This is a genomic window from Candidatus Krumholzibacteriota bacterium, assembly GCA_016932415.1.
Taxonomy (GTDB): domain Bacteria; phylum Krumholzibacteriota; class Krumholzibacteriia; order Krumholzibacteriales; family Krumholzibacteriaceae; genus Krumholzibacterium.
Genome location: JAFGCX010000035.1, coordinates 25763 through 51362, shown reverse-complemented (window position 1 = coordinate 51362; position 25600 = coordinate 25763). Strand labels below are relative to the sequence as shown.

14 protein-coding genes are annotated in these 25600 nt (G+C 52.9%); 5 read left to right on the top strand and 9 right to left on the bottom strand.

Going from position 1 to position 25600, the window contains the following annotated elements; translation table 11 throughout:
• Positions 1–62: 62 nt before the first annotated feature.
• The 3 genes from JW814_11980 to JW814_11970 form a co-directional block, all read right to left on the bottom strand.
• Positions 63–1679 carry a hypothetical protein gene (locus tag JW814_11980; protein ID MBN2072165.1) on the bottom strand — a complete coding sequence of 539 codons (1617 nt, stop codon included), beginning with the start codon at positions 1677–1679 and terminating at the stop codon, positions 63–65.
• Positions 1676–2074 (bottom strand): BlaI/MecI/CopY family transcriptional regulator, encoded by a 399-nt coding sequence (locus JW814_11975; GenBank protein MBN2072164.1) that lies wholly within the window; start codon positions 2072–2074, stop codon positions 1676–1678. Before JW814_11975 ends, JW814_11980 begins: the two co-directional genes overlap by 4 nt.
• Before the next feature lie 87 nt (positions 2075–2161).
• Positions 2162–3550 carry an amino acid permease gene (locus JW814_11970; protein MBN2072163.1) on the bottom strand — a complete coding sequence of 463 codons (1389 nt, stop codon included), beginning with the start codon at positions 3548–3550 and terminating at the stop codon, positions 2162–2164.
• Between the two features lie 270 nt (positions 3551–3820).
• Here JW814_11970 and JW814_11965 point away from each other — a divergent pair, with 270 nt between their 5' ends.
• Together JW814_11965 and JW814_11960 are read left to right on the top strand one after the other, a co-directional pair.
• Entirely contained in the window at positions 3821–4798 is a 978-nt protein-coding gene (locus JW814_11965) for a class I SAM-dependent methyltransferase (protein ID MBN2072162.1), read from the top strand.
• 168 nt (positions 4799–4966) lie between these two features.
• On the top strand, positions 4967–6982 hold the full coding sequence (locus tag JW814_11960; GenBank protein ID MBN2072161.1) for an ankyrin repeat domain-containing protein: 2016 nt from the start codon (positions 4967–4969) through the stop codon (positions 6980–6982).
• A 66-nt stretch (positions 6983–7048) separates the two neighbouring features.
• Here JW814_11960 and JW814_11955 read toward each other — a convergent pair whose 3' ends face one another.
• From JW814_11955 to JW814_11935, 5 genes are all read right to left on the bottom strand, one after another.
• Positions 7049–10330 carry a PD40 domain-containing protein gene (locus tag JW814_11955; GenBank protein MBN2072160.1) on the bottom strand — a complete coding sequence of 1094 codons (3282 nt, stop codon included), beginning with the start codon at positions 10328–10330 and terminating at the stop codon, positions 7049–7051.
• Positions 10331–10525: 195 nt separating this feature from the next.
• A complete protein-coding gene (locus JW814_11950; protein ID MBN2072159.1) occupies positions 10526–12739 on the bottom strand; it encodes a T9SS type A sorting domain-containing protein in 2214 nt (737 codons plus the stop codon).
• 185 nt (positions 12740–12924) lie between these two features.
• On the bottom strand, positions 12925–14385 hold the full coding sequence (locus JW814_11945) for a hypothetical protein (protein ID MBN2072158.1): 1461 nt from the start codon (positions 14383–14385) through the stop codon (positions 12925–12927).
• A 58-nt stretch (positions 14386–14443) separates the two neighbouring features.
• Entirely contained in the window at positions 14444–15586 is a 1143-nt protein-coding gene (locus JW814_11940; protein MBN2072157.1) for a DUF4876 domain-containing protein, read from the bottom strand.
• Between the two features lie 18 nt (positions 15587–15604).
• Positions 15605–18370: a TonB-dependent receptor plug domain-containing protein gene (locus JW814_11935; protein MBN2072156.1), complete on the bottom strand. Its 2766-nt coding sequence runs from the start codon at positions 18368–18370 to the stop codon at positions 15605–15607.
• A gap of 386 nt (positions 18371–18756) precedes the next feature.
• Between JW814_11935 and JW814_11930 the strand changes: the two genes are divergently transcribed.
• The 3 genes from JW814_11930 to JW814_11920 all read left to right on the top strand — a co-directional run bounded on the left by JW814_11930 (position 18757) and on the right by JW814_11920 (position 21786).
• Positions 18757–19989, top strand: a complete 1233-nt coding sequence (locus tag JW814_11930) for a hypothetical protein (protein ID MBN2072155.1) — start codon at positions 18757–18759, stop codon at positions 19987–19989.
• A gap of 91 nt (positions 19990–20080) precedes the next feature.
• Positions 20081–20695: a hypothetical protein gene (locus JW814_11925; protein MBN2072154.1), complete on the top strand. Its 615-nt coding sequence runs from the start codon at positions 20081–20083 to the stop codon at positions 20693–20695.
• Positions 20692–21786: an alpha/beta fold hydrolase gene (locus JW814_11920; GenBank protein MBN2072153.1), complete on the top strand. Its 1095-nt coding sequence runs from the start codon at positions 20692–20694 to the stop codon at positions 21784–21786. Before JW814_11925 ends, JW814_11920 begins: the two co-directional genes overlap by 4 nt.
• 151 nt (positions 21787–21937) lie before the next feature.
• On the opposite strand, the gene JW814_11915 is transcribed toward JW814_11920, so the two are convergent.
• Positions 21938–25519: a PKD domain-containing protein gene (locus JW814_11915; GenBank protein MBN2072152.1), complete on the bottom strand. Its 3582-nt coding sequence runs from the start codon at positions 25517–25519 to the stop codon at positions 21938–21940.
• Between the last annotated feature and the right edge of the window lie 81 nt (positions 25520–25600).

Below are 25600 nucleotides of genomic sequence, written 5' to 3'. Positions count from 1 at the left end.
TCATCTCTTTTGGATAACTCGCGGCAGATGAGCGGCGACGTTGAAAAACCCGCGACGATCTTTCAGTCTTTCACTTCAGGCGTTTCCACAAAGACTCTTTTCACGCCCGCCCCTGTGATTTTCTCCAGTACGTTGATGAAGACAAGATATCTCGTATCACTGTCGGACGACAGAGAGACAACGAGCCCCGGGTCTTTCGACAGGCGATCTCTGAGGACGGCCTGGAGCTTGTCCAACCCCATCTGATCGCCATCGAAGTCCACTTCTCCTGATGAGGCGATGACCACCGGAGCTATATGCTGCTCCGGTACTTCTTCCATCCGCCTTATCACCTCCCTGTCGGGAAGCCTCAGCGGCACTCCGCCGTTTCCCTCTACCTTGTATCTGACTTTCGTCATATCCGCTTCCGAAAGAAGCCTGTGAAGACTGAAGATCGTATTCATTACGACATCTGCGTCACAATCTATCTCTATGATCGGATATTCACCGGCCTCTTTGAACCTGCCTTTAAGAATCTCCAACAATTCTTCGATCGGGACGCGCTTTTCTTCAAACCAGACCGAATTATCGCTATCGACGGTCACTCTCAGACCTTTTTCACTGTCGGGAGCCGGGAGATCGTCTTTTGCTGAATTTTCCGATCGTGACGCTGCTGGCGCGTTTTGAAAACCTGGTTGCTCGATTGAAGCGCTGCTGAAGTACCATGAAAAGGGCAGGATCATGATAGCAGACAAAGCCGTTATCACTGCTGCCTTGCCTCTTGTCATAGAACGCATCATTCCTCCTCTCATCTGATAGATGACTCGACTCAACAGTTCGTTCTTCTGCCTGATCAGGGCAGACGCCGAATGGCAAGCGACCTGATCGCTTACCATCTTCTCGGCGATTTCAACCAGGTACCTGGAATACTCTATTGAAGTGCTTCTTTTACTTCCCACTGAAATATCGTCGCAGGCCATCTCCCGGTATTCCCTCAGTTTCGAACAAAGGATATTGACCATCGGGTGGAAGAAATAGATCGCCTGAGCTGATAACTGAAATATCTGAAAGACACTGTCTTTTCTTTTTATATGGGCCATTTCGTGCAGGATGACAAGTCTGCGGCACTCGATGCTCCAGTCGTTCCATTGAACTGGAACGAATATCTTTCGCGGGAAGATGCCGAGACTCAGCGGGCATGATATCTCTCCGGAAAGACAGATACCTGTCCTCCTGTCTCCCGTATAGACCATGGAATACTCATCGGGAAACTGCTTCGCCTTTTTCAGCTTCTCGCGCAGGCGGATGGTCGAAAAGGCTGATAAGGCAATAGAGCTGATCACGCCTGCCATCCAGAGAAGAAATACAAGGCCGATTATCCCGATCCCGTTTTCGGCCTGACCGGAAAATTCAGAACCTGCCGTGAAAGGAATGGAGCCGAAGTCAGATGACACTGTGCCATGGAGAGATCTGGCCACTTCGATGTTGGAGAAAGCCGGCAACAGGCTCGACGGGATGAAAGGGGGCAACAGGAGTTTAAATATCCCTGTCATCGCGATAATGTATTTGATCCAGGCGCCGCTGTTTCGAAGACGGTAAAGTAAAATAAAAATTAGAGTGAGAAAAATACTGTTCTGCAATATCGCGATTCCGAAGTATTTTCCCCATGCCTGCGCGAACTGGTTTATCAGATCTGTCATGATTCCTTCTCCCTGAGTTCCTTCTCGCGCCGATCGATAAGTCTCTTGATCTTTTTGATCTCGTCGAGATCGACGCTATCAAGCGAAAGAAGCGAATTGGCAAATGCCGGGATCGAACCTCCAAAGATCCTCGAGACTATTGACGATAACTCTGTTCTGGTAAGTTCCTCCCTCGAACAGATTGGAGAATAGAAATTGACCAGTCCCGTCTTGTGCCGGGTGAGCAGCTTTTTCTTCTCAAGAGTGTTCAAGACAGTCTGCACCGTCGTATAAGCCTTTTCCCCGTTCGGAAAGAGATGTTCGAGGACCTCGCGTACTGATGGCTCACCCCCCAGATCCCAGACAGCTTCCATGATCTCCCACTCTGCCGGAGTCAGTTTCGGTTTTCTCTTCATCGATCCTCCTAACACGACCATATATCTACTATATCTATAGTAATAATACTAGATTTATCGTCACAGTCAAGAAAAAACTCTGTTTTTTCAGAAGTTTTCGTTAATCTTTTTCCCTCCGCCCAACGCCCGGACCCAGATGAAATATACGGGGATACCGGCGACGACAGATACAATCGCCGCCCCCGATTCAAAGGGCCTGTTATAGAATGCGACTGCCATAAGGGCGAGCATGCTGATAAGGAAAAACAGAGGGACGAATGGATACCATGGAACCTTTACCGCTGTCGATTCACCGGTCTTTCTTTTCCTGGCGATAAAAATGCCGGCGACGGCGAGCCAGGGAAAGATGCTCAGCCCGAACCCGAGGTAGACGAGCAGCTGCTCGAACGATCCGATCGATACCATCACCATCGCGATGACTCCCTGGATGATGATCGAACGCCCCGGCACCCCGTATCCTGGATGTACTTTCGAAGCAAACGGCAGGAAAAGCTTATCCCTGGCCATCGCGAAATATACTCTCGGACCTATAATTATGAACGCGCTGAGGGAAGAAAGCAGGGCAAGACCGACCATCAGGCTAAGCCCCTTCCCCATCCAGCTGCCGAAAGCTATAACGGAAGCCTGTTCGACGGCTACTACTGTCCCCCTGATCTGCTGATAAGGGATCGTATGGAAAAGGAATATATTGATCGCGAGATACAGTACTATGACTATCCCCGTCCCGGAGATAAGAGAAACTCGGAGCGTCCGCCGCGGATTCTTCAGTTCCCCGGCGATATAGGCACTGGCGTTCCATCCACTGTAGGCGAACATCACCAGCATCATCGCCGTTCCGAAAGAGGGCCATGACCATGGTCCGACACTTTCGCGGAAACCGATGTTTGACCAGGCTCCTTTGCCTGCGGCAAGCCCCGCCACGGCGATTCCGATCACGATGGCGATCTTTACGATCGTAAGTATGTTCTGGATCCTCGACCCTCTCCTTACGCCGGTATAGTGAATAGCGGTGAATATCGCTATTATCGCGACGGCGACCGCTTTCTTCGCTATCATCAACATGCCGGGTTGAAGGGATATCAGATCTCCGTTCAGACCGGCGAAGGTATACTCGGAAAAGCCGATCGCCGAAGCAGCTATCGGCGCGGAAAATCCGACGATCAGGCTTGTCCACCCGGTAAGAAAACCAAGGACTGGATGGTAAAGGGTCTTGAGATAGATATATTCAGCTCCTTCAAACGGCATCCTGGTGGCAAGCTCGGCATAACATAGAGCCCCGGCGATCGCTATTAACCCGCCGAAGAGCCAGCAGGAAAGGACGGCAAGGGGCCCGGGAAGATAGCCGGCAAGGATCCCCGATGTAGTGAATATCCCCGCCCCTATGATATTGGCGACGACGATATTCGTTGCTGAAAAACTTCCGATCTGTCTTGAAATGCCCGGGGTGATGCCGCGCTCCCTCTTCTCGGTATTCATTCTATCTCCAGTCGATGTGATCCGGCTGCCTATCCTTTCGAAGGAATCACGGAAGCGCTGCCACCGGTTTAGTATACCGCGCTGAGCACCCAAATGTTTCGTATTATTTACCGGAAACTCTTGATGCTTTCATTCGTATTAATACTGGTCCCTCTCTATAAGCGGACCGTGATTTTGCGGAGTTTTCCTCTGGCCGCGTCCACCGGGCGGTCATGATGGGAAATGATCGTCCATAGGCCGTTCCGGGATCTTTCAAAAAGGAGTTTTTCCATGTACACCGGTCTATCGTCCAGGTTGCCTCGATCCATCGCCGTCATGGCGTTTGTCTTCTCTGTTCTCTGCCTTTTCTCCACACCCCGCCTTTTCGCGCAGGAGAAGGAGTCCGCCGATATCGAAACTCTCCGGGAGGAGTTCGCCACAGCGTATGAAAGCGGCGATTATTCGACGGCTCTCGAGAAAGCGAAAAAAATGAATGAGACTCTCGAATGGGACCACGCGGAAGCCTTATTCAATATCGCCCGGACGCACAGCCGCCTTGGCAATGATATGGAGACTTATATCTGGCTCAAAAGAGCGATCGACGCCGGTTACTGGTGGGCGCGCGGGATCATGGACGAAAAAGACCTTGAGAGATTCAGGGCTGAGCCGTGGTTCAGGGAACTGGTAAGGTACGCCTGGTCTAAAGGATATGCTTCCCTTCTTGAACGGGAGGACCGCGGCGAGAGCCAGTACCCCGATAAGGTGATGGAATCCCTCGATCTCAAGCCCGGGCTCCGTATAGCCGACATCGGTGCGGGAACGGGTTATTTCACCGTCCGTTTCGCGAGAGCTGTCGGTCCGGATGGAAAGGTCTGGGCGCGCGATATCTCGCAGGAGATGCTCGACTACCTCGAAAAACGACTTGAAGTGGAGAAGATCGACAATGTCGAGCTGGTAAAGGTCGGACCGGAAGATCCCCTTCTGGAAAAAGGATCTATGGATATGATCTTCATGATAGATACGATCCATTACGTCAAGGACCGCGCCGCCTACGCGAAAAAAGTCCTCGATGGGCTGGCACCCGGCGGTAAATTCGTGATCATCGACTATCGGCCTAAACCGATGGAGGAAAGACCCTGGGGACCGCCTCCGGAGCAGCAGATCCCGCGCGAAACGATGGATGAGGATATGGAAGGAGCCGGTTTCAAAGTCGTCGGATCGTACGATTATCTTCCGGAACAGTATTTCGTGATCTACCAGGCGAAATGATCTTTTTCACGCTCCCCGCGTAAAAATAGATTTGACTTCGAGCGACGGTGATGTTATTTTTTACACATGTTAATCTGTTCGCATTATTGCGCGGCTTACCGCTTCCGCCCCGTCCCAATCGGAGTACGAAGGGTCATCGCGCCATCTTAAAACGAAAGGAGCACACGGATGAGATCTTTTATTATCCCCCTGGTAGCCGCCGTCCTTATCCTGGGAGCTACAGTTCCATCTGTTGCTGGCGATATCCATGCCGCGATAGAGGCGGGAGATGCAGCCAGGGTAAAAGAAATACTGAGGAATGTCCCCGAAGCGGTCAATGAACGCGCGGACAACACTTTTCGCGAACTGCCGATCCATTTTGCGGCAACGGTGGGAAATATCGAGATCGCCCGTATCCTTCTCGACGCTGGAGCCGATGTCGACGCCGGGGACAGCGATAACAGTACGGCGCTTGGGATCGCCGCGATGCGCAAGCACCATGAAATGGTCAGGTTCCTGCTCGAACAGGGAGCTGATGTCAATCACCGCGACCGAAAGGCCGATACCCCTCTCAGCTTTGCCTGCTATAGGGGTAATGACGAGATGGTCCAGATCCTGATCGATTCGGGAGCAGATCTCTACTTCAGAAATCCCCACGGAGAGACCATGCTTCACTATGCCTGTCAACGGGGTCTTCCGGCGCTCGCCGCTCATATCGTCGCGAACGGGACCGACCTGGAAACCCAGTCGATAAACGGAGGTACTCCTCTCGCCTATGCCGCCGGGTCTGACAATACTGAAATCGTCCGCATGCTGCTTGAAAATGGAGCGAACCCCAATCCCCCTGTCAAAAAAGGCGATGTCACTCCCCTTATTTTCACGACATGGCGAGACGCGGTGGAATCAGCGCGTATTCTGCTTGAAAACGGCGCGAATACGGAGACCCGGGGATATCAGGGAAAAACAGCTTTGATGAACGCCGCTGACAACTGTTCCATGGAAATGGCCAGCCTGCTCATAGAGCATGGAGCCAATGTGAACGCTGTCGACGAAAACGGAGCCACGGCGCTTGTGCTGGCAGCCGAAAAGGGAAAAGCCGGTCAGGTGGAAGCTTTGATAAAAGCGGGCGCGAAGCCTGAACTGGGAAAGGATAAGTGCGGAAGGACAGCTCTGCAGCTCGCAGCGATAGGCGGTTACAGCGATATAGCCCGCATGCTTATCACCGCCGGAGCCGACCCGGACAGTAAGGGCGCCTGCGGCATATCCCCAGTCGATCTTGCCGGATATTATGGGAATGGCGCGGTCACCAGTCTGCTCAAGGCAAAAGGCGCTCGCGCCGGATCAAAAGCGATCGACAGGTCCCCTTCTTCACTGGGAAGGCCGGGAAAGGATGAAGCCACCATATATTTTCTCGGCCACAGCGGCTGGGCGGTCAGGACCCGGAATCACTTTCTGATATTCGATTATTTCAAACAGCGCGAAGATCCCGACAAGCCAGGCCTTTGTAACGGAAGGATCGACCCGGCAGAACTATCTGGAGAGATGGTGAGCGTCTTCGCTTCCCATTTCCACGGGGACCATTACTATCCCGGAATATTCGAGTGGAAGGACCAGATCGCTGATATTAACTATTTTCTCGGGCTCCAGCCGAGAGACAGCGTACCGCCATATGAATTCATGACGGAGCGTATGGAAAAGAAATACGGTGATATAAAGCTTACCACGATCCATTCGACCGACGCGGGAGTAGGGATGCTTGTCGAGGTAGACGGCCTTACGATATTCCACGCTGGCGACCACGCTAACGGGGAGACCGGACTGATGGATGAATTCACTGAAGAGATCGATTTCCTTGCCGCGAGATGTCCCCGCCCCGATATCTGCTTCATGGGGATCAGGGGTTGCAGCCTCGGTCAGCCTGACCAGGTGAAGGAAGGGATCGAATACACTCTTGAAAAACTCAGACCGATGGTATTTATCCCGATGCATGCTTCCGCGGACGGCAGCGCCTACAGGGAATTCATCGGCGGGATCAGTGAAAAATTCAGCAAGACAGGGATGGTCGCGCCGGAAAACCGCGGCGATCACTTCATCTATAAGAAGGGAAAGATCATAGATCCCAGACCGTTCATCGAGGATCTGGCCTATGGAAAGAAAAAGGCGGAATGCGCCGAGAAGACCGCCAGCGGATGCGCTGACAGATAATGATCACATTTTTGGACAAAAAAAGGGGCTGGAGATATCTCCAGCCCCTTTAAAGAAAAGCTTCCTCTATCTTTCTTCGATTTTCGTCTTGTAATCGTAGCTCCTCGGATCACAGCACTTCTCTTTCAGGAACTCGATAGCTTTTTCAAGCTGCACGTCCCGCCCCGCTTTTTCCATTTCGGGAGGACTCGGCACTATGATATCGGGTATCGCTCCACGGCTCTCCAGCTGCGCCATGCTGCTCGCTTCCCATATACCGATGAATGTCTTCCTTATCGCGCCGCCGTCAATCAGATAGTGCGGCACGACCGCTATCACGAATCCGAGCGTCGGTACGCCGATGACCGTTCCGAGCCCGCGTTCCTTGACCGCGCTTGGAAATACCTCGGCGTCGGAATATGAATACTCGTTGCAGAGTACGACTACTTCACCGGCAAAGACATCAGTCGGCCTCTCGATCGGTGACTCTCCCCTCGACTGCTGAATATGATATGGGCGCCTTTCGAGATAATCTATCACCCTCGTGTCGATCGAGCCTCCACCATTATACCGAACGTCGATTATCATCGCGTCCTTGTAACGGTACTGTTCGAATTTTTCGCGGAATTCGGTCCATCCCGATCCCGACATATCCTGAAGATGCATATATCCGATCCGTCCCTCGCTGGCCCTGTCGACTGCCTCTTCGTTCTGATATACCCAGTCGTTGTACTGAAGGGTGATATCCTGGTATATCGGCTGGAATTTCGTCTCGATCGCGCCCTTCAAAGTCGGCTTATCGTTAGTCATGATCGAAACCTTGTTTCTCGTTTTACCCACCAGATGCTTGTAGAAATTCTCAAACGGTTTGATCTCGACGCCATCGATCGCGAGGAGATAATCATCCTTGTTGATCTTCACGAATTCGTTGTCGAGCGGGGACCTGTCTCTGATCGACAGCTTGTCCCCCCTGAAGATCCTGTCGAATCTCGGCAGGCCGGAATCCTCATCGAGATACAGACGAGCTCCCATGAATCCCATCGGTACTCTTTCAACCTGCTCGCCATCGCCACCGCTCACTCCCTGGTGGGAAGCATTGAGCTCGCCGACCATCTCGGTCATCATCGTATTGAGTTCACTGCGGCTCTTCACGTAAGGAAGGAGGCTTCCGTAATAATCCCGGATATAATCCCAGTCTACCCCATGGGTGTTCTGATCGTAAAAATGATACTTGATGACCCGCCAGCCCTCGTTGAATATCTGGCCCCATTCAGCGCGGCGATCCAGCATCATCGTCGTGTTACGCTTGATCTCTAGCTTGCCGCTTTTATCTTCGTCATCGTCGGTCTTCTTCGCTGACGCTTTGCTTCCTACCTTGACGATCATGAAATTGCTTCCATCGAAGATGCCGATATGTTCTTTCCCCGAGGCCAGACCGTAAGCGGAAATAGTCGAAGCGATCTTGTCTGTCTTGAACTTTTCCGTATCAAAAGCGTAGAGGTCATAGGTGACTCTCATCATCACTCTTTGAGCGCTCAGGACAAGATAATAGTAATACTTGTCGGCCGCCTGGACGTTGTTCAGCATCCGCCCTCCGGTCTTCGGGACAGGTCTTATCCTCTCCTCGATACCGGTGAAATCTATACTGACCTTTACATCTTTTTTCTTTTCCTTCTTTTTATCCTTTTTGTCTTTCTTGTCCTTTTCATCGTCGCCATCGTCTTTTTCTATAGCGTCCGTCCCGTCGTCATCAATGATCTCCTCATCGTCGGGATAAATGAACGGTTCCTTCTCTTCCGGAAGAAGGCTCAGCCTGCAGAGTTTGCGCGCTCCATGATAACGCTCGGAAATAAGCAGGAGATATTTACCGTCAGGCGTAAAGACCGGCTCGGTATCGTCGGCCAGATGATGCGTAAGCTGATGATGTTCCTTCTTCTTAAGGTCGTAAAAATAGATATCCCTTTTTCTGTTGCGGCGGGAAAAATCATACGCTATCCATTTGCTGTCAGGCGACCAGCTGTACGTGGTGATGTCGCTATGTTCATTCCTGACGATCCGGGTCTCTTCCCCGTTTCCGGCATCGAGAAGATAAAGGGCATTATCTTCATTGGAAAAGAGTATGTACTTGCTGTCAGGCGACCACATGAGACCTTTCTTGAAGTGCCCTGAAGAGGTAAGCTTTCGCTCGGGATCTTTTCCCATCTGGTCGATCAGGTAGACTTCGTCATCTCCACTCTTGTCGGATATATATGCTATCCATTTGCCGTCAGGCGACCATGCCGGGGATGAATCGCGCGATCCTGACGATTCAGTGAGGTTTCGCACATCGCCATGCTTCGCGGGAGCTGAAAAAAGCTCCCCTCGCGCCTCAAAGATGATCCTCTTGCCCGACGGAGAGATATCGAAGCTTCTTACGAATTCCAGCGGGCTGACCCAGGAGACCATGTTTGTCCGGTCATCGATCGGCGCGTATACGACGACTTCCTTTGCCTCTTCAGTGCCGGTGTCGAAAAGATATATCCTCGCTTCTCTTTCGAAGACGATCTTCGAGCCGTCCGGACTGATGGAAGGCCACGTTATACCGTGTTTCCCGAAGCTGGTCAGTTGCTTCTCCGTGCCGGTTGAAAGATCGTGGACCCATAGATTGGCGATATCGCCGTTTCGGTCGGAGATAAAGTATATCTTCTCTCCCGTCCACATAGGCCAGGAGTCGTTACCCTCGTAATCTGTTATCTGCTTGAAAGTATCTTTTTCGAAATCGTGTATCCAGACATCCGTGTTCTGACTTCCCTTGTAACGCTTCCACCACCAGAAGCGCCCGGGGTGCCTGTTATAAGCCATCCTGGCGCCATCATCGGAAAAAGTGCCGAAACTCGCCTTTCCCAGTCCGATCTCGACTGGAAGCCCGCCGTCAGCCGGCACGGTGAAAAACTGCTTGAAAAACCGGGTGAATGATTCTCTTGCCGATGAAAATATGACCGATTTTCCATCTCTCGTCCAGGTCACAGCCTGGGCCGAGGAGGAGTGATAAGTCAATGGTTCCGGCACCCCTCCGACAGCCGGCATAACGAAAAGGGCGTTTCTTCTTTCGTTATAGTCGCCGGTGAACGCGATCCTCATGCCGTCCGGAGAGAATTTGGGGTAATCTTCCGTTCCTTCATGGACAGTAATACGCCTGGCCAGTCCTCCGTTTTCGGGAACCGACCACAGGTCCCCCTGGTAGCTGAATACTATTGTCCCGTTATTGATGTCGGGATGACGCATCAACCTTATCGGTTCTCCCATCATCGAATCTGCGGCAGCCGAACCGTCAATATTCAATGGCATAAGGACTGCGATCAGCGCCAGTAACAAGACGCTCTTTCTCATATTTCTTCCTTCCTCCCCCGGAAATTCAGAAGTCGGTTTAATACTGATATTGACGGGAAACCTTCAGAATTCCTGATCTTCTCTGATGCAGTTTACCCTATCCCGCGGCATCCCCTTGACTTTACTCCGGACTGTTTATTCTTTTTCCTGCGGGGACGGTAAATACCGCCCCCGCGACAAATATAGACTCTAATACTAGCGAAGAAGAATCATCTTTCTGGTCTGAACCTCGTCGCCTGTCTCAAGCCTGTAGAAATAGACGCCGGAGGAAAGACCGTTTGCCTGGAAGTTCACGGCATGATCCCCTTCATCCATTTCCCTGTTTACTACCTTCGCCACCATCCGTCCCGCTACGTCAAAGATATTGAGCGAGACGAAACCCTTCTGGCTGATCGTAAACCTGATCGTCGTCGAAGGATTGAACGGGTTCGGATAGTTCTGTTCAAGCGCGAACGGTATGCTTATCGGATCGACATCGGTGACGACAGGATTATCGTCGGTGAGCATCACGAAATAATCGCCGCCGGCCCAGAGGATGCCGAGTGCTCCCTGCATGTAGATCGTGTTTATATCATTGCCCGTTTCAGCGGTTGTGTTGATGTCGTTCCACGTCGTCCCGCCATCGTCCGTATAGTGGCATTCTCCGGCATTGCCGCAGATCCAGCCGAATCCGGGATTGTTGAAATAGACATCGTTCAGCTCGGTCACGGTCGTCCATGTAGGCTGCTGAGCCCAGTTGGCGCCGCCGTCAGTCGTCTTGACGATCGTACCGTTGTCGCCGACTGCCCATCCGTCGGTGGCAGTCACCATATGGACTTCCTCGAGATCATCCAGTGTCGAGACGACATCTTCCGTCGCCACGGCCCAGTTCGCTCCACCGTCGGTCGTGTATACGATTCCCATATTATCGCCAACCGCCACTCCAATCGTGGAACTTCCAGGGGCGAAGGAGACAGAGTTGAGCTGCTGGGTTGTGACGTTCAACCAGACCTGTGTGAGGTCATCCCCACCGTTCGTCGTCGTGTAGATCACATCGTCCCCGCCGAGTTCTCCGACAAGCACGCCGTTATCCTTGTCGAACCAGTGCATGCCCCAGAACCCGTCGGTAGCGCTGAACGAATGCTCAAGCATGGTCCAGCTCGCCCCCATGTCGTTCGACCTGTAGAACGATCCCTGCGAACCGCAGGCGTAGATGATACCGTCTTCGGGGAAGACGGCCACATCGTATAGCCTCGATACGAAGTTATCGACGGCTATTGTCTGGATCTCGCCTGTCCAGCTGCTGCCATCGTGCTCGAGAACGCCGAAAAGTCCGCCATCGCCGACACCGTACATCCTGTTGCCATACGCGACATACTTCTGCCATCCGGCGAATCCCCAGCTGGGGGTTCCCATATAGCTCCATGTGTATCCCTTGTCTGTCGACCTGGCGATGAATCCGCCGGCGCCAACGGCGACTACCGTGTTCGTTCCGGGAATAGCCGCGACGTCGTTAAGTGTTTCACCTGTAAAGGCCGCCGATGTGGTCCAGTTGTATCCGTCCGTACTGTGAAGGAGGATTCCCGGACACCCCGAGCCGCCGCCGACGATCATAAGCTCGCCGTCATCGAACATCGTGATGCCGAATCCATACGTATAAGTATCCCAGTGGTAATCGGCGTTGGCGATATCCCATGTTTCTCCGGCATCTTCGCTGATTATGATCAGCGTCGGCTGCGCGCCGACGAGTGATCCCCAACCGGTCGCGATCGCCGTAGTATCGTCGATCGTAAAGATCTCTTCCATATCGAATCTCGAATACGGGGCCGGTCCGACATCGATACTTGACGAAAGGGTAAAGCTCATTCCGCCATCTGTCGTATATGCAATCATGTCTCCATCGACAGCGGCGTATCCGGTGAGAGTGTCGACGAAACTGATTCCCTCTACTTCGGAGTTAGATCCGAGAGCGGCGGAAAGGTACCACGTAGCGCCGCTGTCGGTGCTGCGGAAGATATCTTCCGAATCTCCGCCTGTCCACGCGTAGCTGTCAACGAAGTAGACGGAATTAAGATCTGCCGTCGTCAGGACCTGGCTCTGGGCGTGTACGTACCAGTTCGTTCCGTCGTTCGTGTAAATCATCACGCCATTATCGCCGACGGCAAATCCATCGGTCGTACTTGTGAAGAAAACATCGAAAAGAGAAAGAGCTGTCGGTGAGGTCTGCGCGATCCAGTCTTCTCCGCCATTGGTCGTCTTGAATATGGCGCCTCCGGAGCCTACAGCGTATCCCACCGTCGAGGAAGGAAAGCATACTCCGTTAAAGTCGATGTCCGGATCCTGCATGTATTCGACATTCCACTGGGCGCTGGCAGACCCCGCGGAGAAGATCAGGACGAAAGCGATACAAACAGCGAATAGTCTGTTCATTTGTGCACCTCCTGTGCTGTTGTATCAGAACCTGTATAAATCTGAATTTAGTCCCCCGGAAAATCGATCACCCCCTCTCGGAATACAATAAATAAAACCTGTAACTTCTCTGATCCAAATCATGCGCCGGCGCGGCCCGTCTGGCCGCTGATGAACGGATATCCACATTCCCGGCCTCCCGCGCTTCATTCCACTATCTTCGTGAACCAGACGATCGCGCCAAGCCCGCGCCTGCCCACGTCAAGGTCATCCTTCGACCAGTCCTCATACTCGAGATGAAGATCGATCTCCCATCCCCTGATATAATATCCGCCCCCCGCCGTAAACTTCATGATATCTATGTTCTGCGGCAGCTTGAGCCACCTGTCTACAGGATAATCGATATATTCGAACCCGGTGCGTATCGAGTATACATTCAAAAATCTCTTCTCAAGGGATACCTTTCCCGTATTGGTCGTCACGGTGCTTTCCCTGTGGAATCCCCCGCTGTAATCGCTGACCTTGGCGTCGTAAAGCCTGACGTGGTATTCTGCGGCCAGGGTGAGGTCTGACGCTTTGAAGGTGTACGCCCCTCCGATTCCCGCTTCAATGAATGAGAACGGCGTTTCATAGACGATCACGTTGTTTGAGATCTCCGGCCGCGTCGCCCAGCCGTCGGCATGGAAATACCTCGCGCTCGCGCCGACCGACAATGGAGACTCCCCGGTCCATCTTCCCTTCATCTGTATGTCGAACCTGTTTTCTTCCCAGTGGAACTTTTTGTACTGTGTCGAGGAACCGAAAGTTACATCATTCTCCCCGAACGAATATGCCGCGGTAAGCCCGGCCTTTATCGCCTCACCCCTGCGGAAGATTTGCGCTACCGCTTCATGCCCGTACATGACCTCGGCAACGGTGTACGATCCGAAATTCCGAGTCTCATAAATGCCGTCGCCGATATACGCGTGTATGAGGTTGTCTATTCCCTCGTCCGTGTCATCGAAATAAGTCTTGTTCTGAAGCCTTGTCGGCCTGTAGATCATTCCGAACTGATATTTTTCATTCGCTTCCCATACTACCCCTAGATTACCGCGAAAGTAGTTATGCACCAGTTCGGGCCTCGTATATTCCTGTTTCAACCCTGTATCTATTTCGTAATCGAATCCTCCTCCCAGAAAAATCCTGTCGGATATCCGGTAGGCATAGTCGACGCTCGTTGTCGGACCGTAATATTCAAAATTTCCTTTATTGAGATCGGTAAGATAGAACGGGTCGTTGTACTGGTCCTTCTCCAGGCTGTGATATACGTCCCGCTGCCAGAGACGGCGGTAATCGAATCTTCCCCTGGCCGCGTGTCGCTCACCGAGCTTCTTGATCCCCTGGAACCCCGCGTAAAGATCGGTCTGCAGGCCCGGATCGTAATTGCGGCGAAGGTTGCCCGAGATCTCCTCCAACCCCGAGAAAAACCTGATATAGGAATATTCCATGTCTGAAAGGATCCAGGCAGGATTCCTACCGAAATCGTAAGGATTGATCTCCGTGTCCCTGTCGATAATGACGAGTGATGCCCCGGCCAGCGTCGATACCCTCAACTCGTCAGCTCCGGCTCCAGCGGCAAAGGTGGAGACAAAAACCGTCAGGAGGACCGCAGATATTTTTGTTCTCATCGCAAATATTCTCACGACGCCCTCTATCCCTTCATTTTTTTAATGCCTGTCTTCTTATCTATTCCTCATCGAGATGCGAGTACCCGGGAGTCGGCCTTGGAAGAAGAATGAAATCGAACGTCGAATTGTTCGTATCTACTCCCACCTCGCCTCTCTCGGTCGACTGGCCGCTGTACTTGCTGCATCCTATGCCGGCGAACCCCGCGTCGACGCGGACTGTCAGTTCCTTCACATTATCGGCACTGGAGGCATATTCGACCCCGTCGATCACCGTGCTCAGCGGCATCGTCAATCTGATGCTCTCGTATCCGGCGCTGTTGATATATATCTCCCAGTCCCATTCCTCTCCGGTAGTGATAACTACCGCTTCATGCGAGAGGTTGATCATATAATCGGTCCCGCTCTCGGGATGTATGCTTGTCAGATTAGGCACGCCGGGGACATCATAGTCGTGCCCGAGAAAGTTGACGCACTCCCAGTCGGCGCCTGAGAGGTCGATGCTGTTGTCGGCGTACTGGGTATGGTCGATAGCGTCGGCGGCGATCACGAGGTATTTTCCGGGAGCTATGGGATATTCCCTCCCTGTCACCGGGGTCCCTGGGAACTGGAAGGCGTATGTCGCCCTTACAACGTCTATATCCTCGATCTCATCGCGGTCGGAGGGAGAGTTTCTCGTCAGGATCACGCCGTCGAGATAGAGAGTATCGGCGGTAGGATTGTAAAGCTCGACGAACTGGTCATAGAAGTAATATTTTGACCTGTCTGACCCGCAATAGAACACCTCGTTTATTATCAGGCCATCTGTCACGGTCGCTGAAGTGGTGTAAATCGTGTCCTCGATCGTATTGCTCCCCTCGACCGTTATATCTGCATATCCGGAGAAGATCTTTTTCTGCGCTCCGAAAACGAGTTCTTTTCTCGCTATTACCGAATATTCTCCTGAAGGAAGAAAAGGGAAGGCGGCATCGCCTTCCTCGCCTGTCATTACCTCGCTGGAGTAGACGTGAGTCCTGGCCTGTACGATCACGTTAGCCTCCCCAAGAACGACAGGATTTTCGGGAGAACTGCCGGAAACGACCCCGGAGGTATCGACAACCGTTACCAGGATCATTCCCCCCCCGTCGATCATATCGGGTCTTTCGTTGGCGCAGGAAATAGTAAGAGCTGCAGCTGCCATCAGAATCAACGCTATTCGTTTCACTTCGCCACCTCGGTTCACCTAAAATTTGCGGAAAAGATCGTTCAGCATCATGCTGAACTCCACGCCGTAGAATATCCTGTGATTTCTTGCCTCCATAGATTCCTGCCTATTGAGAAAATAGGCAGCGTCATCGAAAACGTTATGGACGAACATCGATATCTCCGCCGAACGGCCCACTGATTTTGTCACATTGATGTTAAAGAGGAACCGGTCTCCCGGTTTACTGTACCAGATGATATCCTCATCGTCGATCGTCCTGTCAAGCCCGAGCTCGGTCGAAAGGTCCGAAGAGATCGATATATACCTGTTTTCGATCGGGTCGTAATACCCCGTGGCGCTGGCGTTCGGGTCGATCGCGTCCTTTCTCCTGTCGAGCGCTGTATGCTGGACAAAGAAGGTCACCCACATGCCGAGTCTCTTGATCAGCCAGTCGGCGCTGTAGCTGATCACCATCTTGTCCCTCTCCTTGTCGATATATTCATAGAAAGGATAGATAGTCCTGTCGAGCGCAAGGTTAGGCCTTGGGCTTGACATATATATCCCGTCAGATCCCGACCTTGACCTGTAGAGGGAACCGTTCACGCGGAATACGGTCGAGAGCTTCTCGATCCTCTTCGTGTAGAGCTGGAATTCCAGCCCGTAATTCTCGTACCATCCTACATTCTTGTAATAGGCATTATTGTCGGTATATATTGTATCGATTGGTACGGCACTTTCCGGATCCGGCCAGTCTGACCACGAATACCTCTCTATCATCACGGGGGAATCCTGGCTTCGCGGCATCTTGCTCGATGAAGTATAAAAACCAGTGAGGATTATGCCGAGAGGACCTATCTTCTGGTCGAAAGAACCTTCGAACTTTTCATCCTGGTATCCCATCAGTCGCGAGTTATCATAGTTATAGACATAGGTCGTAATCAACGGAACGGAGTCCGGCGGGGGTGTCGTGTTTAATTCAATCACGTCGATATATGTCGGCCCCTGGAATATGTTAGTCATAGGCGACATCTTCGAGGACTTTCCCCAGCTCAGCCTTACCTGGGAATTGTCAGCCAGTTCATATTTAAATCTTACCCTGGGATTGAGATACGTCCCGTTCTTCGATTCGACGACACCCTTTTCGTTGAAAATACCGTCGAGATGGAGCTTGAACGGCGTATACATCTCATACCTGAAACCGAGATTGAGGTTCCACGGACGCATCCGGAACGAACCACCGATCTCATCTTCGATATAGAGGCTTGCTGTCTGAAGGGCCGGTACAGCGTCGAATGAAAGAGGCCTGCGACCGGTAGCGCCTCCCGGCGGATAGAGCGGATCGAAGATCTTTCCCTCTCCGACGTTGTCATCGAATGTATACTCCGCTCCGACAAGAAGGGAGTTGTCGTGGTCGATCAGATTGAAATCCCACCGGAGATTCGATTTGGCGCTGAAATTCCACTCTTCTCCTTTGGTCCATATCCGCGAAAGGTACGATCCCGCGCCGAAGATGCCTTCGTAAGTCCCCGGTTCGGTCTCGTCAGTAATGATCCTCGTATCGGCGCCGGTCAACCTCTGATAGTAACTGTCCCGTTTCGTATAGCTGATATTTGCGTTCCATTCGAGTTTCAGGTCATCCTTCGCCTCATAATCGACAGTATGCCCGTAAATAAACGTCTTGTCCCTGTTCTTCTGTTCCATTGAAAGTGGATCATCCTGGTCGAGGTCGTTCTCGTCGTGGACTCCGGTGTAATAGAGCTTGTTCATTATCTTGAGGCGTTTGTCCATCAGCTCGTTCCTGATCGACAGCTGCCCTCCGTACCTGACATATTCGTCTCCGTCTCGCCTGATATCCCTCTGGCTGTACGCCGTGTTGGCATTATATGTGATATTCGTTCCGCCGATCATGAATCCGCCGTTGATATTCCCCTCTTTCGTATCGGGGTTCGATTTTATCTTCAACCTGTGAGGCACCCTCCCCGATTTCGTCTTCACCCTGACTATACCGCTTGTGACATCCCCGTATTCGACCGAAGGGACTCCGGTGATCACCTCGACACTTTCTATATTGTCGGCGGGGATCGTCCTGAGGTCGATACCGCTTCCCGCGGTCGACGACGTCACTGATGTCGCCGTCCCTGTGCCGGTCTGGAGGTTGGCGTTGTTCGAGAGGGTGATATCGTCAAGGACGATCTTCGTCCCAGCGAGGGCGAGGCTCTGGTTTTCAACGATATCGGCTGTGCCCCTCAGACCGACCTGGGTCTTCTTCGAAAGCCCCGGCGGGGCGTTTCTCTCCACCCCAGGTATTATATCGAGTATGTCACCGAGGTTCGTCGAGAGCTGGTGCTCGATCTCGGCGCTCGAGATCATGTGCACCGTCTCTATCTCTTCCGGGATCAGTTCGCGCGATTCGAGGACATTTATTCCCCCCATTGAAAAGAAAATATTATGGCCGGGGTCGCCGGGGACGAGCTCGCATTCATATGTTGTGATACGGCCCTTCGATATCTCGAGGTCCTGGTAGTTGGAGACGAAATATTCCTGGTGGTATACGGAAATCGAGACCTTCCCCTCTGAAAGATCGAATGAAAAGTGGCCCTTTTCATCTGTCAGGGTGCTGAGAGTCGTTCCCTGGATCGCGACAAGTGCCTCTTTTACCGGTTTTTTGCTGAGTATATCGATGACCTTGCCTGCCAGCCGTCCCTTTTTCTGGGCTGCCGCGGAGGATGGAAGGAGAATGGCAAAGGCCAGAAAAAGACAAAAATACCCCTTCAGCAGGGGGAGGGATACCCGGAATCGACTCATCTATAAACCCTTCCGCGAAAGGCCTCTAGGTCAATCTGAAAATGTCGTATTCAATCCTGGCAGAACCATTTCTTTTCTGCATGTGAAATATATCAGAAATTTTTGTAAATGTCTATTATTTTTAAGGGTTAGATGGATACACCCGGTTATTTTCACTCAGTGGAACGTAAATCTTTTATTACGCTTTTCAACGCCCACGACACTCTGCACTTCAACCGATGAGAAGAGACCAAAAACCATTTGCTGTGATTATTTAATCAATTATTCCTTCAGATGACCGAAAACCACTTCAGGAGGTCAGTTATATCGATTATAACGCCCTGAACGTTACCCTCACCCTGGCAAACGATGCCGGCCGCCCAAATAGCGGCTGGCTGGTGAAAATTATGAAAAAAAAACGCGGCAACCAGTCAGGTATGACTCTCGTTACACTTGCGATCATGATCACGATCTTCGGAACTCTTGCCCTCGCAGTCCAGGTACTGGTCAGTCAGAGTTCAGCTTCAGGAGTCGTCGCTCTTGAAAGGGCGAGGGCTCTTTTTCTCGCCGAGGCGGGGCTGAACGATTCTTTCTGGGAGATCAAATATTCTGAAAAACTCTACGGCCCCCCTTCAGAAGGATACGGCACGATCAGTCCACAAACAGTCATCTTTGAAACGGGCGTCGTTGCCAGTTTCCAGGCGGCTGAATCGATGGATATTATTACAGCTTCAGGTGTTGTAAACGGAGTGAGAAGAAGCGTAAGGAACGAGGTCGAATCATCCGGTTCAGTCGCTGATTATTCGATCTTTCAGTGGAGCGACAATGATCTTACGCTCGAGAACTCGAGCAGGGTAGCGGGCAATGTTTATGGAAATGGAAGCATCAGGGTCTATAGCGGGGCGAATATATCGGGCGCTGAGTTTTACGTCCCCGAAGGCGAATCGGCCTATCACATCGGAGGCGATGCTATTCCATGCACCGAAATGAACCCGGCGCCTTCAACGCCACAGCTTGATCTCTCATCATACCAGGCAAAGATCGCCGAAGCCGCCATACTGCCAACTGGAAACCAAAGCTGGGGTGACAGAGCCCTTGCCGCGGAGGTGCTGGTAAACGGGAATCTTACGCTGGGCCACCACACTGATCTGACTGTCTCGGGAAGCTCTGCCCTCATCGTTGTGAATGGAAATGTCACAATAAACCATCACTCAACGCTGGCTGATAATATCTCGATCGTAGCGAGCGGTATTATCACTCTGTCAGGCAACTCGATCGAGATCGGGTCTACAACTGGAAGAAGTGGAAATCTGCTCATCTCAACCGGAAATAACATATACCTTTCTCAGCAGGCGGCGATAAATGGCGCTGTCATTACTCCAAACACCTGCCAGGTCGAAAATCACTCCACGATCAACGGATTTGTCTACGCCGGCGACCTCTTCAGATTAAATGGCAGCATTGGTATAAACGGCGCTGTCTGGACAGAAGACTTCCTTGACCAGAGTATCCCCTCAGGTATTGAGATCCTCGGCAATACCGGGTATCTCCCCTCCCCATTACCCGCCGGATTGACCCCTCCCGGAGGAAACGGAGGCGCGGCCACTAAGGAGCTTGCTGGCAGGTGGAGAGAACTCTGACTGCGGCCCGCGAGATTTTTACTTTTCCCTTGAAACTGACCTTCCCTTCCCGCTGATTTTCCACTATGATCCCGCGAAAAGGAGACCGCTGGTGAGGACATTTTCAATAGCCGCCGTGCTGGCTATCAACCTTTTCATCGCCGTAAGAAACACCGTTCTTATAAGGCGCAGAAAGATCAAACCGGCGCTGGCGATGTGGATATTCTTTTCGATCGCTGTGGGAGGAAGCCTCACGACATACCTTTTCGGAGGTAACTACAACCTTCTCGATAATATCCTGAACTCCTCAGATCTTATCCTCTGCGTTTATCTTTCTATCGTCATTTTCCTTCTCGGCGACCGAAGCACGAGATTCACGCGATTTGACACCGGCTGCATGATAGCCGTCCTTGTGATCATCACTTTCTGGGCTTTTACCCGAAGACATATCGCGGCGAACCTGCTCATCCAGACCATACTGGTGATCGCCTATTTCCCCGTGGTAAGGCGGCTCTGGAACTCCGATGAAAACACCGAATCGTTTGCCGTCTGGTTCGCTCTTCTCCTTGCGCCTGTCTTTTCCCTCCTTTCGAGCAAGGGGATACTCGCCTCTGTCTATGCCTTCCGGGCGATCATTTCGACCTCGCTACTGATGGCCCTTATGGCAAGAGTAGAATTGCGCGTTAGACGCCGGCCAGGCGGAAACTTGAAAGGAGAATCGATGTGAACCATCAAGTTATTTTCATAATCGCGTTAATGATCGTCTTCACTGCGGCATGCGGCACCGCTGTCGCCATCGACCGTGTCGACGAGACCGGCGAACTCGGAGAAGCTCCATACCGGATCCAGATCCCGGAGAACTGGAACAACGGTCTTGTCATGTACGCCCACGGCTACCTTACCGAGGGCCGTCAATGGAGGCCTCTTGCAGACGCTTTGAGTGCTGTTTTCCTCTCGCGCGGTTTCGCGTTCGCCGAATCTGGATATTCAAGGCAGGGTTGGGCGGTGGCAGAGGCTATAGAGGAAACCGAACAGCTGCGGGAACATTTCACTAAAAATTACGGCCGGCCCGATACGACTTTTGTGACAGGACATTCGATGGGCGGTATTATCACTCTTGCCACGATAGAGACCTATCCTGAAAACTATGACGGGGCTCTGCCTTTTTGCGGCCCGCTGGCACCTTCTCTGGTCTTCATAAAGGATACGGTATTCGACATGCTCGTCACTTTCGAGGCGCTTTTCGGCCAGTATCTCCCCGATGACGCCAGACCGGTCATCGAAGCTCCCGAGCTTTCCGGGCAGATCGTCGCCGCGGCATTTGCGGCCGATTCCTCCATGACGCGGCTTTTCGCGCGCCAGTGGGATATTCGTCTGTCCGACCTCGTCGCCACGATCTCCTTCTACCACCTTTTTTACAGGGAGATCGCCGCTCGCGCCGGTGGAAACCCGATCGATAACTGCAACAGCCTCTATACAGGCCTGGGTGATGAAAGATCGCTCAACAACGATGTTCCCCGCTATAGACTCGAGTCTGGCGCCTTCGACTACCTGCACCGCTTCTACACGCCGACCGGCAATATCAGCGATCCTGTACTCGCTGTCCATACGACATATGACGCCGGCGTACCTCCTGCACTGCAGGACAATTATGACACAACGGTCAGGATAGCAGGCAACGGGGATAAGTTCGTGATGATGAGGGTCGAAGCTGACGGACATTGCAGATTCACTCCCGGTCAGACCGGCGACGCTTTCGACATGCTTCGCAAGTGGCTATCATCAGGGGTGAAACCGGATGCCGGAGTCCTCAGATAAGAACTCAAATCAAAATGCTACGCAAGAGAGGCCGGACTCCTGTTTAAAGAGCCGGCCTCCCTTTTCAACTGCTACAGACTTCCAGTCAAGCGACTCTCCTTACCGGAAAAGCGCTGCCAGGGCCGTAGCGGCAGATCGATGATCGCCCCGATCATCTGAGAAGGATCATCTTCTTCGTCACTCTCTTGTCACCGTACATGATCCTGTAGAAATAGACGCCTGATGCCTGGCCCGCCGCGTTCCACGGGATCTCATGCACTCCGGCATCCATATTCCTGCTGACAAGATTCGCTACCCGCTGGCCGGCTACGTTGAATATATCCAGCCTCATGTACCCTTCCTTCGGAAGTTCGAACCTTATCGTGGTTACCGGGTTGAACGGGTTCGGATAGTTCTGGCAGACTTTGAAGGCCTCCGGAATATCAGACCCAGTCTCCACCTGGGCTATCGCCCCGGAAGCCATCGCTCCACCGCTGTACCCTCTGAACTCGATCTCGTCGATATAGACATCATCGGTGTTGTTGCTCGCGTCGCACATGAAACGTATCTTCGCGTTCGTCGGGTAGTTATACGTCCCGGCCGGGATCTGAACTACCTTGTTGTAGAAGATGCCATTGTCGTAATCGGTCGAACTGGTGTAACTGGCGACGGTCCGCCATGCCGATCCATCGAAGTACTGGACCCAGAAGTCTTCGCTCCTGTCCATGCTTACCGCCATGAACCAGAACTCGACCTCGAGATTCGAATACCCGGAAACATTGTAACTGGCTGTGTGATAGAACGAAGAAGCCGTACCGCTGTTGTCCTGGATATCGGCCGCTCGGCTCCCCTGATGCGCGTAAGTGCCATAAGCGTACAGCGAACAGTCTCCTCCGCCATCGGTGTAGCTGCCGAATCCGCCTTCGAAGTCGTCGTAAGTGATCGTCGTCCAGCCTCCCGCCGACGGTTCGGTCACTGTGATGTACCCTGTTTTTACCTCATCATCGGAACCTGCCGTGTTGGCTGCAGTCAGTGTCACCGTATATGTCCCGGCAGCTGTGTATGTGTGGGTCGGATTCTGAGCGGTCGAAGTCCCGCCGTCGCCGAACGCCCACGACCAGCTTTCCGGATCATTCTCCGACTGATCGGTGAATGTCACTTCCAGTGGATAATCACCGGTAGTAGGTGTTCCGGTGAACGCAGCCACGGGAGCGACAGATCCGCCACCAGTGCCGAAGCCTCTGAACTCGACTTCATCGATAAAGACGTCGTCTGCGTTACCGCTCGCGTCGCACATGAACCGGAGCTTCGCGTTCGCAGGGTAATTATAAGTGCTGGCGGGGATCTGAACGACCTTGTGATAGAAAACACCGTTTTCGAAATCGGTCGTCCTTGCGTACGTAGCAACGGTACGCCATGTCGATCCGTCGAAGTACTGCACCCAGAAGTCCTCGCTCGTGTTGTCCATGCTGTAGGCGTAGAACCAGAAATCGACTTCAAGACTTGTATATCCGGACACGTTGTAACTGGCCGTATGATAGAACGACGAAGCTACTCCACTGTTATCCTGGATATCGGCGGCGTTGCTCCCCTGATGAGCATAAGTGCCTGACGTATAGAGGGAACAATCTCCTCCGCCGGAAGTATAGTTACCGAATCCGCCTTCGAAATCGTCGTAGGTGATGACTTCCCAGCCGCCGACAGCCTCGGTCACTGTAATATAGCCGCTTTTCGTCTCACCGTCGCTGCCGCAGGAGTTCACAACAGTCAGCGAGACAGTGTACGTTCCTTCGGAAGTATAGGTGTGGGATGGATTCTGCGCGGTCGATGTGCCGCCGTCACCGAAAGTCCACGACCAGGAGGCCGCCCCGGTCGACTGGTCGGTGAAGCTGACCGCGAGAGGCGCGTCTCCCGATGTCGGCGAGCCGGTAAAAGCGGCGACAGGGGCTACGCAGGGACTTACCGTGATGTATCCGCTTTTTGTCTCAGCGTCGGAACCGACCGAATTCGTGACGGTCAGAGTCACCGTGTAACTACCGTCATTGTTATATGTATGGTTCGGATTCTGCGCCGTCGAAGTACCGCCGTCGCCGAAACTCCACGCCCAGCTGGTAGGCGCGCCTGTCGACTGATCGGTGAAGTTCACAGTCAGAGGTTCCGTTCCACTGGTAGGAGTGCCATAGAACTCGGCGACCGGAGCGACCGGTCCTCCTCCACCGACTGCCGCTTCAGCGTCTACCATACCGTATCCACTGTAACGGTCCCAACCGCTGCCTGATTCGACATTGACTATATCGATCGCCGTATCGCAGATCTGGTCGCGGATCTGGGCAGCCGTCCAGGCAGGGTTCTTCGATTTTACCAGGGCGGCGACTCCCGCGACGTAAGGAGTGGCGCACGATGTTCCGTTGAAGAACGGATCGTAGTCTCCGCTGGTATATCCCCCGCTTCCGCCGATATCAGTCGTCGGAAGGATCGTCGGGCCGAGTATATCGACCGCGCCGGCGGCGTCTTTCACGGTTGTTCCGTAGTTAGACCCCCACCAGCGCTCACCATCGCATGTATAACCGTTCGGATCGGTGTTGACGCCGGGGTTGCACTCAGTGCTGCTGCTACTCGATCGCTTGCGGTCGCCGCATGGCGAAGCTGCCCCTACACCGACAACATAGGCATTGATGGCCGGGTAACTGATCGCGTTGTCGTTCTCGTTACCTGTCGCCGCCACTATGACGCATCCTGAGTTGTACGCGTAGGCGATGGCAGCGTCTGTGGCGGGATCACTGCTGATAGGAGCGCCAAGGCTGATACTTATAACATCCGCGCCGTTATCTGCGGCCCAGTAAAGGCCGTTCTCAATCGATGAGAAGTACATCGAACCGGCGCTGTTGGCCACCTTGACCGGCATGATCCTGCATCCTGGCGCCGCTCCGCATGCGCCCCGGCCGTTATTGGCCAGAGACGCGGCGACACCGGCGCAGCAGGTCCCATGCCCGGGCGCCGCGGAATTGTCGTCGGGATTGCTGTCGTTATCGCCGAAATCATATCCGCTGACCAGGTTAAGGTCGGGATGATCGATATCGACTCCTGAATCAATGATGGCTATGATAATGCTGGAACTTCCGAATCCCTGGCTTCCGTCCCACGCTCCCTGGGCGTTGGCGTCGAAACCGGGGGTCCCGACTGTGTTCGGCAGCGTATGGCTGTAGGTGCCTCCCCAGTCGAGATCGGGAAGCTGCGCCGTGTTATTATGTCCCCAGTGGTCGGCGTAGAGGGGATCGCCTGGCACGGCGGCCGGGAAAGCCCGATAGTCGGGCTTTGCGTATTCTATATTGGGGTCGGCGGCGTATCGCGCAACAACATCCTCGATATCAACGCCATTCGGCAGGTCTACCCGGAACCACCTGTCGACTCCGAGCTGAACAGAGAGGATCCTGTTCTTTGGCTCTATGTATGGCCTCGATATCTTGAGGACGCCCAGATCGCGGCTTATCGCGTCGACCGACGCGAGACCTGTCATCTCATCGATGGGAGTCGCGCCCCTGTCGAGATTGATGTTCAGCTTGGAAGTCCTGTAACTTGAATCGGTGAATTTAATCAGTATCCGGTTGGGGGCGTATGGAAGGACCGATTCTGCCGATCCCACATAACCTTTCTGCACCGGAGAGAATTGTCGCGGCGCGGCTGACTGGACGCTTGAGAGAGGCATCAAAATCAGTAACAGACAGATTGATACAAGTATCGATCTTTTTGTCATTTTCACTCCTAACCGTTTGTGTCGCTGACCCTGGAAATACTTTTCGGGGAGTACTCCCGGGGCATCTGACTGGTGGGAAGT

What these genes read in the sequence shown, in the direction of transcription:
- JW814_11980 (MBN2072165.1), bottom strand. Translation starts at nt 1,679, where the DNA reads ATGACAGATCTGATAAACCAGTTCGCGCAGGCATGGGGAAAATACTTC.
- JW814_11975 (MBN2072164.1), bottom strand. Translation starts at nt 2,074, where the DNA reads ATGAAGAGAAAACCGAAACTGACTCCGGCAGAGTGGGAGATCATGGAA.
- JW814_11970 (MBN2072163.1), bottom strand. Translation starts at nt 3,550, where the DNA reads ATGAATACCGAGAAGAGGGAGCGCGGCATCACCCCGGGCATTTCAAGA.
- JW814_11965 (MBN2072162.1), top strand. Translation starts at nt 3,821, where the DNA reads ATGTACACCGGTCTATCGTCCAGGTTGCCTCGATCCATCGCCGTCATG.
- JW814_11960 (MBN2072161.1), top strand. Translation starts at nt 4,967, where the DNA reads ATGAGATCTTTTATTATCCCCCTGGTAGCCGCCGTCCTTATCCTGGGA.
- JW814_11955 (MBN2072160.1), bottom strand. Translation starts at nt 10,330, where the DNA reads ATGAGAAAGAGCGTCTTGTTACTGGCGCTGATCGCAGTCCTTATGCCA.
- JW814_11950 (MBN2072159.1), bottom strand. Translation starts at nt 12,739, where the DNA reads ATGAACAGACTATTCGCTGTTTGTATCGCTTTCGTCCTGATCTTCTCC.
- JW814_11945 (MBN2072158.1), bottom strand. Translation starts at nt 14,385, where the DNA reads ATGAGAACAAAAATATCTGCGGTCCTCCTGACGGTTTTTGTCTCCACC.
- JW814_11935 (MBN2072156.1), bottom strand. Translation starts at nt 18,370, where the DNA reads ATGAGTCGATTCCGGGTATCCCTCCCCCTGCTGAAGGGGTATTTTTGT.
- JW814_11930 (MBN2072155.1), top strand. Translation starts at nt 18,757, where the DNA reads ATGAAAAAAAAACGCGGCAACCAGTCAGGTATGACTCTCGTTACACTT.
- JW814_11915 (MBN2072152.1), bottom strand. Translation starts at nt 25,519, where the DNA reads ATGACAAAAAGATCGATACTTGTATCAATCTGTCTGTTACTGATTTTG.